Origin of the sequence: Thauera terpenica 58Eu, assembly GCF_000443165.1 — a bacterium.
GTDB classification, from domain to species: domain Bacteria; phylum Pseudomonadota; class Gammaproteobacteria; order Burkholderiales; family Rhodocyclaceae; genus Thauera; species Thauera terpenica.
Window position 1 is genome coordinate 19,960 of sequence record NZ_ATJV01000050.1, and the last position, 16,583, is coordinate 36,542.

The window sequence follows — 16,583 nt, forward strand, 5'->3', positions numbered from 1 at the left end:
CGTCAAGCGCGATCGGTAAAAGTCTGGTTAAAAGGGGAAATCCGTAGGCCGAGTGGGAATCAGGGGTTCTTGATGTAAGCGCCCTTGCGCAGGTAGAACCACCAGTTCAGGACCACGCACAGGGCGTAGAACACCGCAAAGCCGTACATCGCGTTCTCGGGCGTGCCGGCCTTGATCTGGCCGCCGATCACCACCGGCGCAATGAACGAACCATAGGCGGCGACCGCCGAGGTCCAGCCCAGCACGGGGCCGCGCTCATCCTTGTCGAACACGAAACCAACGGTGCGGAAGGTCGAGCCGTTGCCGATACCCGAGGCAGCAAACAACAGCACGAACAGCGCCATGAACACGAAGAAGTAATCTTCGGGCGTGGCCGACTTGTAGGCCAGCAACATCACGTAGCCGGTCGCCGTGGAGGCGATCACGAGCACGATCGAGATCCACTGGGTGACGATCGATCCACCCAGCTTGTCCGAGATCCAGCCCCCCACCGGGCGGATCAGGGCGCCGACGAAGGGGCCGATCCAGGCGTACATCAGCGCCGACGGGGCGTTCGGGTTCTTCGTATGCACCCAGGCCTGGGCGGCCGTGTCGAACACGTGGGTGTTGCCGAAGATCACCGTGATCGACAGCGGCAGCGCCATCGAGAAGCCGATGAAGGAGCCGAAGGTGACCACATAGAGTGCGGTCATCGACCAGGTGTGCTTGTTGCGGAAGATCCCGAACTGCTTGTTCAGGCTGGCCTTCATCTCGCCGCTGGCGGCGAACTTCATGCCGTACAGCGTGCCGAAGATCACCAGCGCCAGCACGATCCACATGCCGTTGCCCGACAGCACGCCGAGCCCGCTGGGCAGATAGAGGTAGAGGCCGATCGCCGACACCACCAGGGCGATGCCATAGAACAGGATGATCTTGCCCAGTGCCGCGCGGGTCGAACCGATGCTGGGTGACACGGTGAGCAGGTTGTTCATGCCGAACCAGCCGATCACCGCCAGTGGCAGCAGCAGCAGCAGCCACACGAAACCGGCGTTCTGCACGAAAGTCGGCGTGCCAGCGGCGATCTTGCCGATCAGCGTGGCCGAGTCCTTGACGAGCGGGATGGCGTCGCCGCCGAGCGCACCGAACAGGCCAACGGTCATCACCGCCGGGATCAGCAGCTGCGAAGTAGTGACGCCAAAGTTGCCCAACCCGGCATTGAGACCCAGCGCGGTACCCTGCAGGCGCTTGGGGAAGAAGGTGGAGATGTTGGCCATCGAGCAGGCGAAGTTGCCCCCACCGATGCCCGACAGCAGCGCCATGAGCTGGAACACCCACAGCGGCGTCTCGAGGCTCTGCAGCGCGATGCCGGTGCCCGCAGCCGGGATCATCAGCAGCGCGGTGGTCAGCCACACCGTGTTGCGTCCGCCGCAGATGCGGATGAAGAAGGAGGCCGGGATGCGCGTCGTCGCACCCGCCAGGCCGGCGATCGCGGCCAGCGAGAAGAGCTGGTCGGGGGCGAAGGGAAAGCCCGCGTTGGCCATCTGCACCGTGATGATCCCCCACATCAGCCACACGGCGAAGCCGCACAGCAGGCTGGGGATGGAGATCCACAGGTTGCGGTTGGCGATGCGCGCGCCCTGGTCTTTCCAGAACGTGGGGTCTTCCGGGCGCCAGTCGACGATATCGACGCTGCTGGTGATCGTCGGGCTGGGCGCCACGGTCTTTGCTGCTTGCATGAAACCGACTCCTCGTTGTCGTGTGAATCAGGCCTTGGCCGAACCTGCGTCTGTGCGTGCGCCGACCTCGTGGCCGTCGAGCAGATCAGTGCGGCGTACTTCGGTCAGGTACATCCAGATCAGCGACACCCAGGTGACGCCGTAGAGCAGCATGAAGGCACTCGAGCGCACCCCGGTCAGGTCGAGCAGCGCACCGAACATGATCGGCAGCAAGAAGCCACCCAGGCCGCCCACCAGGCCGACGATGCCCGACACCGCGCCGATCTCTTCCGGAAACTCGTTCGAGATGTACTTGAACACCGAGGCCTTGCCGAAGGCCCAGGCCACGCCGACGATGAACATCAGCGTGGTGAAGGTCCACACGTTGAGGTGAATGCTGAAGGTGCGCGGGCCGTCGACCGTGCGCACGGTGAATTCGGTGTGCGGATAGGAGAGCAGGAACAGACACACCCACGACACCCACATCACCCACCAGGTGACCTTGTGCGCACCGTAGCGATCGGACAGCCAGCCGCCGACCGCGCGCAGCACGCCGCCCGGCAAGGAGAAACAGGCCGCCAGCAGCGCCGCCGTCTGCAGACCCATGCCGAACTCATTGACGTAGTACTTGGTCATCCACAGCGACAGCCCGACATAGCCACCGAACACGATCGAGTAGTACTGGCAGTACTTCCACACCCGAGGGTCCTTCAGCACACGGAGCTGGTCGCGGAAGGTGATCGAGGAATGAACCCGGTGCGTGGGGTCTTCATAGGTGAAGAACCAGAACGCCAGCGCGGTGATCAGCATCGCCGCGGCATACACCTGCGGCACCATCTGCCAGCCGAACATCACCACCAGCGTGGGCGCAATGAACTTGGTCATCGCCGCACCCGAGTTGCCGGCGCCGAACACCCCCATCGCAAAGCCCTGGTTCGAGCGCTCGAACCAGCGCGCGCAGTAGGCAATACCCACCGAGAACGAGCCCCCGGCAAACCCCACGAACAACCCCGCGACCAGGAACTGCCAGTACGCCGTGGCCTCCCCGATCATCCAGATCGGCAGCACCGTGCACAGCATCAACACGAAGAACACGATGCGCCCACCGTAGCGGTCGGTGAGCATGCCCAGCGGCAGCCGGACCAACGAACCGGTGAGCACCGGCGTGGCCGCCAGCAGACCGAACTGGGTTTCGTTCAGCGCCAGAATTTCCTTGATCGGGATACCGATCACGGCAAACAGCATCCATGCCGCAAAGCACATGGTGAACGCCGCGGTGCTCATGACGAGCACTGACAATTGCTGGAATTTGCGTGAAGCCATCTTGCCCTGAATCCTCGAAAGATCCTGCACAGTCACACTTTCGACGATCAGGATAAGGAGGACGGGCGCCGCGCACCATTCGCCAAAAGCATAGGCGGCAGGCCATGGGCTGGCAAAACAGGCTAGTACTTTGGAACTATTGGCAGGAGAAAAGGATTCGGCATCAGCTGCGCCAGACCGGCCTCATCTGCAGTCAGCAGGCGTCACCAACAGGCTGGGCTGCACCTGCCCGACATCAGCGCGGCACGGTGAAAAAAGACCTGCAGCGCCTCAGGAGCTGCAGGAAAGCATGGAGCAACCGGCGCGATTGCGCGCCCACTCTGGCCGCCGTGCGGCAAAACGCTCGCAGCCGGGCTGCGCGTCGTAGGGGCGGCGAAGAACGTCGTGCAAGGCCTGGAGCTCGGACAGATCGCCCGCCTCGGCCGCATCAATGGCCTGCTGGGCGAGGTAGTTGCGCGCAACGTAGAGCGGGTTGGTGCGGTTCATCCCGGCTCGGCGCGCTCCGGCCGGCAAGCCTTCGGCGCAAACCCTGGCCCCATGCTCCCTGAGCCAGCCCAGCAGCTCGGGCTCCACCGCAGCACGCCGCGCCGGGTCATAGAACACGTCCTCAAGCGGATCCAGCGTTGGCGCAGCGGGATCGATGTCCGCCAGTCGCCGGAAGAAGAGCGTCATGTCGACCTCTCCCGCCGTCAGGAGCCCCAGCAAGCGGGTCAACAGCGCGTCATCACCCGCCTCTCCCGGCCGCCACTGCGCCAGCCCGAGCTTGGCCTGCATCATGCGCTGGTACTCGGCCTCCTGAGTCTGCGCGTAAATGGCCAGGCCGCGTTCAAGCGCTGCGCTGTCCTGCACGACCGGATAGATCGCGTTGGCCAGTTGCCACAGGTTCCAGTGCGCGATGTGGGGCTGGTTGCCGAAGCGGTAGCGGCGGCCTGACGCGTCGGTGGTGTTGGGCGTCCAGTCGGGATCGTAGTTGTCGACCCAGCCGTAGGGGCCATAGTCGATGGTGAGTCCGAGGATGGACATGTTGTCGGTGTTCATCACCCCATGCACGAAACCGACCCGCATCCAGTGCGCCACCATCACCGCGCTGCGGCGGCAGACTTCTTCAAACCAGCGGATGTGGCGCTGGGCGGGGTCGGGCTCGGCCAGCACGAGTTCGGGGAAGTCGCGGTCAATGGTGAAATCGATGAGTTGCTGCAACAGCGGTTCTTCGCCGCGCGCGGCAAAAATCTCGAAGTTGCCGAAACGGATGAAGGACGGCGCCACACGACAAACGATCGCGCCCGGTTCGGGGCGAGCGTGGCCGTCGTAGAACATGTCGCGCACCACCTGCTCGCCGGTGCCCACCAGGCTGAGTGCACGGGTGGTGGGCACGCCAAGGTGATGCATCGCTTCACTGCAGATGAATTCGCGAATCGACGAGCGCAGCACGGCACGCCCGTCGGCGCGGCGTGAATACGGTGTGGGGCCCGCGCCCTTGAGCTGCAGTTCCCAGCGTTGTCCTTGCGCGTTGATCGATTCGCCCAGGGTGATCGCACGCCCGTCACCCAGTTGCCCTGCCCAGTTGCCGAACTGGTGCCCGCCGTAACACGCGGCATAAGGCTCCATGCCCGGCAGCAAGGCATTGCCGCCAAACACTTCGGCAAAGCGCGGATCGAGCATGTCCGCCTCGTTGAAGCCGAGCAACTCCGCCACCTCGGCCGACCACGCCAGCAGTTTGGGCGCACGCACCGGCGTCGGCTCGACGCGTGAATAGCACGCGCCATGCACCTGACGTACCTGCCGGCCAGTTTCAGGATCAGCCGGAAGCTCGCGAACAAAACGGTTATCGAACTGTAGATTTTTCATGAATTTTCGTTTTCCCTGTCCGTCAAGCGCGCAACCAAGCTGACAGCTGTGTGGGGTGTCTGGGGGAGCTGCGAGGACTGTCTGAGCCCGCAGGGCGAGTTCCGCAGCAGCGGACACAGACACCCCGCGCAGCTGTCAAGGTTGCACCGGAGGCGCGATTTTCAAAAAGCGTTAAGGTCCGGCAAAACCACATGTTGGACGGCAGGGGTGACTTGACCGGATCGCGGGGTATTTCTTCCGCGGGCTGCGGAACTCGCCCTTCGGGCTCAGACAGTCCTCGCCCGCTTCAGAAACACCCCACACTCCGGTCAGCCTTGCTCGTGCACGTCGAGTAAAAAACTGCCAAAAAGACTGCGAGGCTGTCTTGTCTGCTCCGGCCCTTGCCGCAGACGAAGTTCGGATCAAGTTTGTGCTTCGGACTCTACCCTCATGAACGCCTTGGATCGAATGCGTCCCGCACCACGTCTGCAAACAGATTCGCCGCCAGCACCAGCACGAACATGAAAGCAAACGCCGCAGCCAGTGACCACCAGACCATGGGCTCGCGCGCAAGTTCGGCGCGCGCCATGTTGATCATCGTGCCAAAGCTGATCGTGGTCGGATCCACCCCGATACCCACGTAGGACAGCACCGCCTCTGCCAGCACCAAGCCGGAGAAATCCATCACCAGCGCAATCATCACCAGATGCATCACATTGGGCAGGATGTGCCGACGCAGGATGGCCGGCGTCTTCACCCCGAACGCCCGCGCCGCCTGCACATAGTCCAACTCTCGCAGCTTCAGCGTCTCACCGCGCAACAGCCGCGCCAGCCCGGTCCAGCTCGTGATGCCGAGAATGAAACACAGCGCCAGCAGACGCGCGTCGGAGCGCTCGGCGGCGGTATCGAACCACTGCGGGTTGGTGTCGATCACCACCTGCATCATCAACACCGCGGCAGCAATCAGCAGCACGCCTGGAATCGCATTGAGCACGGTGTACAGGTACTGCACGGCGTCATCCACCCAGCCGCCCAGATAGCCCGCGGCAATCCCCAGCGCAACGGCGAAAGGCATCATCACCAAGGTCGTGATGGTGCCGATCACCAGTGCGGTGCGCACGCTCTTGAGCGACAGGTAGAGCACATCCTGCCCCACCTTGTCGGTGCCGAACACGTGATACAGCGGCGCAAGCTCCAGGCATATCGCCACGATGAGCACGACCGCGCCCAGGGTCAGCAAGGCCGCGCGCCATGCCAGCACCGTGCGCGCGCTCAGCATGGCGCGTGCAATCTCGCCCCAGCGCAGGCCACTTCCGCGCCAGACGAGGCTCGCGAGCACGGCGAAGATCACCAGCCAGGCAAGCAAGGCCTGCCCGGCCGCACGCGCCAGACGCTGCGCGATATCGGCTGCCTGCTCGGACTCAGGCTGCTGCAGGTGCGCGGCGCCGTGGACAAGGCGGGGGTAGCCTCGAAGCTGACGACCATCGGGCAACTCCATCGCCTCACGCTGGAAGAGCTGCGCCGCAAATGGGGCGGAGTAAGTCTTCTCGGTGTGCAGGCGCAAGGGGGCGAGCAGATGGTCCAGCAGCGACAGCACTTCGGTCGAATACATGGCCTCTGCTGCTGCCGCCTCGGCAGCACCGCTGGGCGTGACATCGGCGCTGCTGGCTTCAAACGCAGGCAACAATGGCCGGAAGTGCAGGCTGTCGAGCACGCCCACGGCGACGAAAGCCAGCAGGATCGTGGCCGCCGCCATGCCCGTCGGGCGTTTGCCAACCCGTCGCCAGGCCTCACGCAGAGGCGGGTTGGCGCGCACATGCAGGGTCGCGAGCACGGCGCTGCCCAACAGCAGGAACAGCAGCAGATCGGTCCACAGCAGCACGGGCTGGAAGCTCATCGCGGCGCTCATTGCAGACTCACCCGCGGATCGACCAGGGTGTAGGAGAGGTCGGTGAGGATCAGGCCGATGATGTAGAGCACCGAGCCGATGAAGACCATCGCGCGCACCACGGCGAAGTCCTGCGCATTGATGGCGTCGATGGTGTAGCTACCCAGACCGGGAATGGCGAAGAAGGACTCCACCAGCAAGCTGCCCATGAACAAGAGCGGGATCACCACCACCACACCGGTGAGGATGGGGATCAACGCGTTGCGCAGCACGTGGCGGAACAGCACCGCGAGCTCGGACAGACCCTTGGCGCGTGCGGTGCGCACATAGTCCTTGGATATTTCCTCGAGAAAGATCGTGCGATACCAGCGCGCACTTGAACCAATGCCGGCGAGAACGCTGATCATCACCGGCAGGATGAGGAAGCGGCCCGCATCCAGACCCGAGGCGTAACCCGAGATCGGCACCAGCGCCCACAGCTTGGACACCAGCCACTGCCCACCAATGATGTAGAACAGGCTGGAGATCGACATCATCGCCACGCACAGCACCACCCCCCAGAAATCGAGATAGGTGGCGCGAAAGAACACCAGCAGCAGGGCGAAGCTGATCGACACGCCCAGACTGAGGATGAAAGTCGGCAAGGCGATCGCCAGCGAGGGCCCCATGCGGTCGCGGATTTCCTGGCCAATGTCGCGGCCGTCATCAGCCCGACCGAAGTCCAGCGCAAACATGCGCAGCGACTTGTCGAAGAAGATGGTCTCGCTGAAACGTGCGCTGCCGGTGGCCTCGGTGTTGATGAACATGGGCTTGTCGTAGCCACGCTCGAGCTTCCAGCGCTCGATCGCCTCGGGCGTGGCGCGCTTGACACCGATTTGCATGCGCGCCACGTCGTCAGGCGAGTTGACCACGAAGAACAGCACGAAGGTCAGCAAGTTGACCCCGATCAGGATGGGGATCGCATACATCGCGCGGCGAATCAGATAGGCGAACATCAGCTTCGGCCTCCGCTCTCGCCCACTCCCGCAGCCGCCGTCGCGCGTTCGCGCCGCCGCCAGTGCAGAAGCGCCGGCGCGATCAGGCCCGCGATCAGCAGCGCCACCAGCGCCAAGGGCCACAGCACGGGCTCGTTCCATGCCGCACGCGCTTCAGCCCGGCGCGCAATGTCGAGACGTTGATACTTCATGTTGTTGCGCACCATGGAGCCCGGCTTGCGGTTCAGCACCCAGCCGTGCTGGAGGGAATAGGCCTTGGGGTGGAAGGCAAAGATCCACGGCGCGTCCTGTTGCAGCATCGCCACCATGCGATCGATGATCTGCTGGCGGGCAGCACCGTCAGGCATGGCCTTCATGCGTTCGAACAAGCGGTCGTACTCCGGATTGGCGTAATTGGCTGCGTTCTGGCCGTTGAACTTCACCTTGCCTTGTGGGCCATGGAGCAGGAAGAGCAGGTTCTCCGGGTCGGGGTAATCGGCGTTCCAGCCAAAGAAGAACAGCTGCGCATTGCCCTGGCGGATCTTGTCCTGGAAACGATTGAAATCCGTCGGGCGCACCACGAACTGCACACCCAGCGCCCGGAACTGCTTGGCCAGCCAGTCCGAGCGCGCCTTGTCGCCCAGACCGCCCGGCGTGGTGTCAAGGTTGATGACGAGCGGCTCGCCAGTCTGGGCATTGCGCCCATTGGGCCAGCCCGCCTCGGCAAGCAGACGCGCCGCCTCATCCCGGCTGCGGCGCTGCGCATGACCACCCGCGGCCGTTTCGCCACCCCGCCATTCGTAGACCACCGGATTGATGCCGGCGCGCCCCTCGTGGGCGCCGAAGATGCCCGGCGGTATCGGGCTCATGCCCGGCAGGCCGCGACCATTGAGAAAGATCGACACGAACTCTTCCATGTCGAGTGCGATCGAGATCGCCTGGCGCAGCTTGCGCGCCTTGTCCTTCTCCGCCTTGCTCGGCCCGCCACCCAGCACCGGATCGAGCATGTTGAAGCCGAGGTAGAAGATCGAGGGTGAGATCGAGGTCAGCAGGCGAATGCCCTTAGCCTCCATGTCCTCGGACAGGGCCACCTCACCCTGACTGCTCAAGCTCACCGCCTGGTCGAAGTTGTCCGAGGACACTCCGGAGGCGTCGTAATAACCTTGCAGGAACTTGTTCCAGTAGGGAATGCCTTCGCGCTCGCGTGAAAACACCAGGCGGTCGATGAAGGGCATGGGCTGGCCGCAGTCGGCCAGCAGCCCGGCCTCGGTGTCACCGGCCTCGCCCTCGCATGGATAAGCATCGCCACGGTAATTCGGGTTGCGCGCCAGCACCATGCGCGCGTTCGGATTGTTCTCGACCAGCATGTAGGGTCCGGTGCCGATCGGCCACCAATCCAGCGTCAGGTTGCGCTCGGCCATGCCAGGCTGGGCAAAGAAGCGATCGACCTCGGGCGGCACCGGGCTGAAGAAGGGCATCGACAGCCAGTACAGGAACTGTGGGTAGGCCCCCTGCAAGGTGATGCGATAGCTGAAACGGTCGATGACCTCGACCCCGGGCAGCTCGAAGCGCTCAAGATCGAGCTCGGCGCCACCGTCCGCGCTTGCTGCCTGCTGCGCCGCCAGCAGTTGCGCGTGCAAGGTCTTGAGCCCGGGAATGTACTCCGCCATGAGCTCGAAGATGGGCGAATGCAGGCGCGGATGGGCGAGACGCTTGATCTGGTGCACATAGTCGGCCGCCAGCAACTCACGCGTGCCGCTGTCGGCAAAATCTCCCAGGCCACGCACAGCGCGCAGATCGTCCGCGCTCAACCCCAGGTAGCGCGGCGAACCGTCTTCCTTTCGTGCAAATGCGGGATGGGGTTGATACAGGATGCCCGGCCGGATGCGGATCTCCACCACCGTCTGCGTCACCGCGGCGGGGTCGGCGTCGGCCCGCAGCTCGCGTCCGTCGCGGCCATAGCGGCGCACGCGCGGCATCTCGAGCGCGGTGGCCGGCTCCAGCACATAGGGGCGCTTGAGGTAGTGATACTGCAGCGGTGGCTCGACGATCTGATACAGGAAGCTGGCCTCGTCCTCGCTATAGGATTGAACCGGGTCCAGATGTTTGGGGCGCTCGGTGAATGCGCCGTAAAAGATGTTCTGCCCGCGCTCGGCCATCGGGTAGGGGTCGTTGAGCTCGGTTGCGCAAGCGTACAACAGCCCGGCGCAGGCCACGGCCAGCACCCTGCCAAGGACAGGCCGCAAGGAAGACAAAGCGGTGATGCAAGCGGAAAGAGGAGGAGACACAGGCAATCTGGACACAAAGACCATTCAGGAGCAGCCGCGATTCTGGCAGGTTTTGACCGCGATCACAGCGCACGGACTCGATGCGCAGACAAGCCCGGCGCTTTCCGCGTCGTGTGGCTGCGCACTGTTGCTCTGCAACATCCATAATGCAAGGCTCAGAAGACCACAGTGCCCGCCAGGCTTTTGGCTATAATCCTGCGCTTGTTACTCGGAGTTGGATCAATGGGCTTTCTCGTCGGCAAGCGAATCCTGATCACTGGTCTGCTGAGCAACCGCTCGATTGCATACGGCATTGCCAAGGCCATGCATCGCGAAGGCGCCGAGCTCGCGTTCACTTACCAGAACGAGCGCTTCCTCGAGCGTGTGGCAAAGCTGGCAAGCGAGTTCAGCAGCACACTGCTGTTTCCGCTCGATGTCCAGGATGACCGACAGATCACGGCCTTGTTCGATGAGCTCGGCCAGCACTGGGACGGGCTGGACGCACTTGTGCATTCGATCGCCTATGCGCCAAGCGATGCGCTCGACGGCGATTTCCTCGACGGCCTCACACGCGACGCCTTTCGCATCTCTCAGGAGGTCAGCGCCTACAGCTTTCCCGCGCTTGCCAAGGCCGCGCGGCCGATGATGAAAGGGCGTAACGGCGCCCTGCTGACGCTGTCCTACCTGGGTGCCGAGCGCACCATGCCCAACTACAACATCATGGGCCTGGCCAAGGCCAGCCTGGAGGCGTCGGTGCGCTACCTGGCGGTCAGCCTCGGCCCGGAAGGGACACGCGCCAATGCCATCTCCGCAGGGCCGATCAAGACCCTGGCGGCCGCCGGCATAGGCAGCTTCGGCAAGCTGCTCGCATTCAACGAGCACAACGCGCCGCTGCGTCGCAACATCACCATCGAGGAAGTCGGCAATGCGGCCGCCTTCATGTGCTCCGACCTTGCCAGCGGCATCACCGGCGAGACCCTTTACGTCGATGCAGGCTTCAACATCACCGCCCTTGGCAACCCCGCGCCAATGGACTGAAGGCGGGATTGAGGGCGGACGAACCGCCGCACACGAGCCAGCGCCAGCGCACACCTGCATTGAAAAACCCCCCAGCCGGAAACTTCGCCTGGGGGGTTTCTGATCGCCGCTTGTGTTTCACGGCACCGCGTACGGGCGAGCCACGGGCCGGCCCGCGAGGAAGCTCACCGAGCTTACTGCTGCGCCTGGACGGGTGCGAGCTTGACCTCAACCTCGTAGCGCTGGCGCAAGTCGGCGATGAAGGCAGCGAAATCGCGCTCGGCCAGAAGCTGGCCGTACTGCTCGCTGACGCCCTTCAGACGCGCATCATCATCGGCGATCTGCGGACGCTCGACCGCGTCGATGCGGTAGATGAGGTAATCGCCTTGCCCCTCGCTCAGGCCCACATAGGCTGGCAGGGTCGCCACCGAAGCGGAGAAAACCGCTTGCATCGCAGCCGCAGGCAGACCAGGCGCTGAACGCAGCAATTCACGTTGCCCGCCAAAGCTGGCCGCGACCGTCTCGCCCTTGGTCAGCGCGGCCAGCATGGCGCTGCCCTGCTCGCTGGCGCGCGCTGCGCCCGCCTCGCGTCGCAGCTCAGCCACGATCTGCGCCCGGACTTCGTCGAGCGGCAGCTGCACGGCGGGCTCGAACGCCTTCACCCGCGCCGACACCAGCACATTGGACGCCACCTCCACCGCCTCGGTGTTGCGCGCGCTCTTGATTGCGTCATCGGAGAACAGCGCATTGAGCAAGCGCTCATTGCTGTACTCGCCCACGCGACCGTCCGCACGCGCGATCCAGTCCGTGCTGCGAAGCTCCAGGCCCAGCTCCCTGGCCACTGGCTCCAGGCTGTCTGCCTGCTCGTACACCATGTTGGCGAACTGCTCGGCCTGCTCGGCAAACAAGCGGCCTGCCGCCTGCGTGCGCAATTCGCCGGCGATCTCGTCCTTGACCGCGCTGAATTCCTGCTTTGATGCGGCCTTGATCGCGGTGACCTGAATGATGTGCACGCCGAAGTCGCTGCGCACCGGTTCTCCGATCGCATCCTTCTGCTGCGAGAACGCAGCGTCCTCGAAGGCGCCGGTCAACATCCCACGGCCGAAGAAACCCAGGTCACCGCCGCGCGCAGCAGTGCCACTGTCCTGCGACTTTGCCTTCGCGACGGCAGCAAAGCTGGAAGGATCGGCACGAAGCTGCGCCACCAGCGCATTCGCCTCAGCCATCACACGATCGACCTCGGCCTGTCCGGCATCGGCCGCCAGCGGCAGCAGGATATGACGCGCCTCGCGCTCCTCGGCAACACCGAATCGATCCGGGTTGCCCTCGTAGAAGGCCCGCACCTGCTCGTCGCTGACCGCAACCTGCTTCTCCACCGCCTCGCGGTCAAACACGACGTACTGCGCTTGCACCCGCGCGGGGCGCTGGAAACGCGCAGCATTGGCCGTGTAGTAGGCGCCGATCTCTTCGTCGCTGAGGCTCAGGTCGGCAGCAAGTTGTGCGCCGGACAGACGCAACTCGCTGACCGTGCGTTCTTCGAGCTGCGCGGCCAGAAAGCGGCGCACAGCGGCGGCAGGCACGAATCCGGCGTCGCCCACCGCCAGCGAAAGCTGCTGAATTCGCACATCCTGTGCCAGACGCGACTCAAACATGGCGGGCGACATGCCTTGCGCGCGCAGCATGGTTTCATAGCGCTGCAGTGAAAAACGGCCATCTTCCTGAAAGGCCGACACCGCAGCGATGCTTGCCTGCAGCTCCTGCGGAGTCACCGTGAAGCGATTCTCCGCGGCATAGATCGCCAGCACCCGGCGATTGATCAGGTTGTCCAGCACCGAGCGCCGCAGCTGCTCGGATTCGAGCACGGCACGATCGATCTGGCCACCCGCTGCTGCACGCAGTCGGTCCTGCTGGTCACGCAGCGCCTCTTCGAACTCGGTGACGCCGATCGACGAGCCGGCGACGGTGGCAACTTCATTGCCACCGGGCGCATCCTTGAAGTACGAGTCCATGCCGAAGAATGCGAACGGCACGATGAGGATCGCCAAAATGATTTGCGCAATGCGCTTGTTGCTGCGAACAGCCTCGAGCATCTGGATTTCCGTAGGAAGCCTGGGGGGATTGAACACGACGAAGCGCGACATCGCACAGGGGCGGCGGCCGCGCTCGCTTGTCAGCGCGGCAGTTTAGCGCATTCGACGCAAAATCTGCCGTCCTGCACAACAGGGCTTCGAAAGTCCCCAATGTGAGGAGTTTTCACCCGGTATACTCCGCCAATGCAAATGAGGATTGCTGCCCGCTACCTGACGCTTCTGATCTCGCTCACTCTTGGCTACGCCGCGCTGGGTTGGCTATCGCTCAAACTGGCAGTGCCGCCAGGCTACGCCTCGCCCGCATTTCCCGCTGCGGGCGTGGCCTTGTCCGCAGTGCTGATCTTCGGACTCCGCGTCTGGCCCGCCGTGTTCGCCGGCTCGCTGATCGTTCATGTTCTGGCAAGCCTCACGATTGGCACCGCACAGCTGTCACCTGTTCTTGTCTGCATGCTGGCCAGCGCCTCCACCATACAGGCGATTGCGGGAGCCTGGCTGGCACAGCGCTTGATCGGCTTCCCGAATCGGCTTGATGCCCCCGGCCCCATCGTGCGCTTCATCATGGTGGTGGCCCCGCTCAGCGCCCTCATCGCAGCCTCGATCGCGACCCCCATCCTGAGCTCACTCGGCGTCCTGTCGGCCAATAACTGGACCTTCAACTGGTGGAACTGGTGGCTGGGAGACAGCCTCGGCATCATCGCTGCCGCGCCCTTGATGTTCGTGTTCTTTGGCCAACCTGCCAAGGACTGGCGCGGACGCCGCATAGGCGTGGCTGTTCCACTCGCGCTCGCACTAACCATCCTCATCTTCGCCTTTCACCGCGTCATCGCGTGGGAGGAGATGCGCGTGGAGGGGCAATTCAAACGCGACACCGGGCATATTGCGAGCCTGATCAGCAAACGGCTCGATGCCCAACTCGACACCGTGCTGGCAATCAAGGGCCTGATGGTGGCCAGCGAGGAAGTGACACGGGCGGAATTCCACAGCTTTGTCGCACCATGGCTCAAACGCTACCCTGGCACGCAGAACTTCACCTGGAACCCCCTCATTCACCACGCAAACCGGGACGAATTCGAGCGCGCACTGCGCGCAAGCGGACAGCCTGACTTCCACATCGTCGACCGCAGCCTGGACGGTAGGGTCTATCCCGCACGCGCAAGCGCCGAGTACCTACCCATCACCTATATTGAACCGCTCGAAGCCAACCTGCGCGCACTCGGCGTCAACCCACTCTCCCTCGCGCCCGCGGTGGAAGCCATAGACGAGACCCGACTCAGCCGCCTGCCGGTTGCGGCTGCGCCGTTTCGCCTCGTACAGGAGACGGACAGCCAGAGTGGTGTGGTGGTGTATCTGGCGGTGGAGAGCAGCGACCCGCAAGCCCAGTTCCCGGAGGCCGGCATCATCTCCACGGCGTTTCGTATGGATGAGGCGCTGGCCGCCGCTCGCAGCGATGCCACCGCCGCCGGCATCGAGCTCTGCCTCGTCGACCTGAAGGCCGATCCAGCGCGCGCGCGGCTGAGTGGCCCGGCAGGCTGCGAGCTGGACGACTGGCTGGCCGAGGGCATCACGCAAAGGATCGACCTCCCCTTTGCCAGCCGCCCCTGGCAACTGCGCCTGCGTGCCACCGCCGCCTATATCCAGTCGCAGCGCAGCTGGGCGGCCTGGACCACGGTCGCAACCGGGCTGTTCGGTGTCGGCCTGCTCGGGGCCTTCTTGCTCATCACGACCGGAAATACGCGCCGCATTGCCGCGCTGGTGGAACGCCGCACGCGCGAACTGCAGACCACCACCGCGTCCCTGCGCGAGAAACAACAAGCGCTGGCGCAGGCGATGCGCATCGCTCGAATGGGGAGCTGGGAGACGCGCGACGGACGCCGTGGTCTGCATTGCTCACGCGAGCTCCATCAGTTGCTCGATTGCGATGAGCGCAGGCTCACCTCCCTGGGCGACATCCTCGCCAGCATCCGCGCCGAAGACCGACCGCTGCTGCAGTCGCGTCTTGATCAGTTGTCGCTCGCGCCTGGCCAGGCCAGCCTGGACTGCCACACCGATACAACACCCGCGCACATCGTGCACTTCCAGATCGAGAGCGAGTGGCATGAGGGCACCCTTTTACGCCTGCGCGGTACGGTGCAGGACGTGACCGAGGCACGCGAAGCTGATGCTCACATCCAGTTTCTGGCTCACTTCGACACCTTGACCGGCTTGCCCAACCGCACGGCATGGATCAAGCACGCACGGGAGGCCCTGGCTGCCGCCGAGCGTCATGGCGATCGCATGGCCGTGCTGTTTCTCGATCTCGACAACTTCAAGACCATCAATGACTCGCTCGGCCACCCTGTTGGTGATCGCCTGCTGGCCTCGGTCGCGCGTCGGCTGAGCGCCTGCCTGCGCGGCAGCGACCGCCTGGCACGGCTCGGCGGCGACGAGTTCGTCGCGCTCCTGCCGCGCCTGGATCACGCCGAGGACGGCGCCGTCGCGGCGCAGAAGATGCTGGAGGTGCTGGGCGAACCGGTGCGCATCGACGAGCACGAGCTGCGGCCCTCGGTCAGCATCGGCATCGCCACCTACCCGGAAGACGGCAACACGATCGATATCTTGCTCAAGCATGCCGACACCGCCATGTACGGTGCCAAAGCAGCCGGGCGCAACAATTTCCAGTTCTTCGTAGCGGAAATGAACCAGCGTGCAAACGAGCGCCTGCAACTGGAGAGCGCCCTGCGCCGCGCGCTGGGCGGCAATCAGCTCAGCCTGCACTATCAGGCACAGATCGACACCGCCTCCGGGCAGGTGGTGGGCTGTGAGGCGCTACTGCGCTGGCATCACCCGCAGCGCGGCATGGTGGCGCCCGACACCTTCATCCCGGTCGCTGAAGACTCCGGGATGATCGTGCCGATCGGGGACTGGGTGCTGCGTGAGGCCTGTCGGCAGCAGGCCGAATGGCGCAACCAGGGCCTGGGCGGGCTGACACTCGCAATCAACATCTCCGCGATCCAGTTCCAGCGCGAGAGCTTCCCGGAAACGGTACAGTCCATCCTCGCCGAGACCGGCGCCGATCCGACCGCAATCGAACTCGAGATCACCGAGAGCGCCCTCATGCAGCCGGGTCCGGTCCTGTCCGCGCGCCTGCAGAAGCTGGTGGATCTGGGCCTGACGCTGGCGCTCGATGACTTTGGCACGGGCTACTCCTGCCTTGCCTACCTCAAGCGCCTGCCGCTGTCGCGGATCAAGATCGACCGCTCCTTCGTCACCGATCTGCCGGGTAACACGGAAGATGCCGCCGTCGTCTCCGCCGCACTGTCACTGGCCCATGACCTCGGCATGGAGGTGGTGGCCGAGGGTGTGGAGACCGCCGCGCAGCGCGCCTTCCTTACCGAGCGCAAGTGCACCCTGATGCAAGGCTATCTGTTCTCCAGACCACTGGACGCCGCAAGCTTCACAAGCTGGGTGCGGGGCGCGAACAAGTCCTGAACAGGACCGCAAGCGCCTTCCACGCCAGACCTGCA

Annotated in this window: 9 protein-coding genes; 2 read left to right on the forward strand and 7 right to left on the reverse strand. The window is 64.3% G+C overall.

The genetic code is table 11. From position 1 onward, the window contains the following. Positions 1-59: 59 nt before the first annotated feature. From M622_RS29065 to M622_RS29090, 6 genes are all read right to left on the reverse strand, one after another. Positions 60-1,715 carry an MFS transporter gene (locus M622_RS29065; RefSeq protein ID WP_021249157.1) on the reverse strand — a complete coding sequence of 552 codons (1,656 nt, stop codon included), beginning with the start codon at positions 1,713-1,715 and terminating at the stop codon, positions 60-62. 27 nt (positions 1,716-1,742) lie between these two features. Beyond that, positions 1,743-3,017 carry an MFS transporter gene (locus M622_RS29070; RefSeq protein ID WP_021249158.1) on the reverse strand — a complete coding sequence of 425 codons (1,275 nt, stop codon included), beginning with the start codon at positions 3,015-3,017 and terminating at the stop codon, positions 1,743-1,745. Between the two features lie 270 nt (positions 3,018-3,287). Beyond that, complete coding sequence (locus M622_RS29075) at positions 3,288-4,865, reverse strand: protein adenylyltransferase SelO (protein ID WP_021249159.1); 1,578 nt, start codon at positions 4,863-4,865, stop codon at positions 3,288-3,290. Between the two features lie 427 nt (positions 4,866-5,292). Further along, on the reverse strand, positions 5,293-6,741 hold the full coding sequence (locus M622_RS29080) for an ABC transporter permease (RefSeq protein ID WP_021249160.1): 1,449 nt from the start codon (positions 6,739-6,741) through the stop codon (positions 5,293-5,295). 8 nt (positions 6,742-6,749) lie between these two features. Beyond that, complete coding sequence (locus tag M622_RS29085; protein ID WP_021249161.1) at positions 6,750-7,727, reverse strand: ABC transporter permease; 978 nt, start codon at positions 7,725-7,727, stop codon at positions 6,750-6,752. Next, positions 7,727-9,865, reverse strand: coding sequence for an ABC transporter substrate-binding protein (locus M622_RS29090; protein ID WP_245543056.1), 2,139 nt, complete (start codon positions 9,863-9,865; stop codon positions 7,727-7,729). Before M622_RS29090 ends, M622_RS29085 begins: the two co-directional genes overlap by 1 nt. Positions 9,866-10,216: 351 nt before the next feature. Here M622_RS29090 and M622_RS29095 point away from each other — a divergent pair, with 351 nt between their 5' ends. Further along, positions 10,217-11,011 (forward strand): enoyl-ACP reductase FabI, encoded by a 795-nt coding sequence (locus M622_RS29095; protein ID WP_021249163.1) that lies wholly within the window; start codon positions 10,217-10,219, stop codon positions 11,009-11,011. 173 nt (positions 11,012-11,184) lie between these two features. On the opposite strand, the gene M622_RS29100 is transcribed toward M622_RS29095, so the two are convergent. After that, a complete protein-coding gene (locus tag M622_RS29100) occupies positions 11,185-13,080 on the reverse strand; it encodes a SurA N-terminal domain-containing protein (protein WP_021249164.1) in 1,896 nt (631 codons plus the stop codon). A 189-nt stretch (positions 13,081-13,269) separates the two neighbouring features. Here M622_RS29100 and M622_RS29105 point away from each other — a divergent pair, with 189 nt between their 5' ends. Then, a complete protein-coding gene (locus tag M622_RS29105) occupies positions 13,270-16,548 on the forward strand; it encodes an EAL domain-containing protein (protein WP_021249165.1) in 3,279 nt (1,092 codons plus the stop codon). The last annotated feature ends 35 nt before the right edge of the window (positions 16,549-16,583 follow it).

What these genes read in the sequence shown, in the direction of transcription:
- M622_RS29065 (WP_021249157.1), bottom strand. Translation starts at nt 1,715, where the DNA reads ATGCAAGCAGCAAAGACCGTGGCGCCCAGCCCGACGATCACCAGCAGC.
- M622_RS29070 (WP_021249158.1), bottom strand. Translation starts at nt 3,017, where the DNA reads ATGGCTTCACGCAAATTCCAGCAATTGTCAGTGCTCGTCATGAGCACC.
- M622_RS29075 (WP_021249159.1), bottom strand. Translation starts at nt 4,865, where the DNA reads ATGAAAAATCTACAGTTCGATAACCGTTTTGTTCGCGAGCTTCCGGCT.
- M622_RS29080 (WP_021249160.1), bottom strand. Translation starts at nt 6,741, where the DNA reads ATGAGCTTCCAGCCCGTGCTGCTGTGGACCGATCTGCTGCTGTTCCTG.
- M622_RS29085 (WP_021249161.1), bottom strand. Translation starts at nt 7,727, where the DNA reads ATGTTCGCCTATCTGATTCGCCGCGCGATGTATGCGATCCCCATCCTG.
- M622_RS29090 (WP_245543056.1), bottom strand. Translation starts at nt 9,865, where the DNA reads ATGGCCGAGCGCGGGCAGAACATCTTTTACGGCGCATTCACCGAGCGC.
- M622_RS29095 (WP_021249163.1), top strand. Translation starts at nt 10,217, where the DNA reads ATGGGCTTTCTCGTCGGCAAGCGAATCCTGATCACTGGTCTGCTGAGC.
- M622_RS29100 (WP_021249164.1), bottom strand. Translation starts at nt 13,080, where the DNA reads ATGCTCGAGGCTGTTCGCAGCAACAAGCGCATTGCGCAAATCATTTTG.
- M622_RS29105 (WP_021249165.1), top strand. Translation starts at nt 13,270, where the DNA reads ATGAGGATTGCTGCCCGCTACCTGACGCTTCTGATCTCGCTCACTCTT.